The sequence below is a fragment of the Mesorhizobium sp. CNPSo 4671 genome (assembly GCF_057784245.1).
Genome location: NZ_JBWLUW010000095.1, coordinates 1 through 366, shown reverse-complemented (window position 1 = coordinate 366; position 366 = coordinate 1). Strand labels below are relative to the sequence as shown.

The window sequence follows — 366 nt, the reverse complement described above, 5'->3', positions numbered from 1 at the left end:
TCCATTGGCAGGGCTGGTTGCCGCGTTTCACTGAGAATGATTTCCGCCTGCGCACGGTGGCCGGCAACCTGCCGGGGACCAGCCTTGCCGACTGGCCGATCACCTATGACGAGCTGGAGCCATACTACCTCAAAGTCGAATGGGCGTTCGGCGTATCTGGTCAGCCTGGCGCCAACAAATTCGAGTCGCGCCGCTCGGGCGGCTATCCGTGTCCGCCAATGCCGATCTCGCGCTATGCACAGAAGTTCATCAAGGGCTGCGACGCGCTTGGCTGGAACGCCTTCCCGACTCCGCAGGCCGCCTTGTCGCGCCCTTTCAACGGTCGCAAGGCGACGGTTGTCAGCGCCTTTGCACAGCAGCACGGAG

1 pseudogene is annotated in these 366 nt (G+C 63.1%); it reads left to right on the top strand.

Annotated features, from left to right (window positions below):
• Positions 1 to 17: 17 nt before the first annotated feature.
• Positions 18 to 366: pseudogene (locus AC04SF_RS37535) on the top strand (GMC family oxidoreductase); the annotation flags it as partial.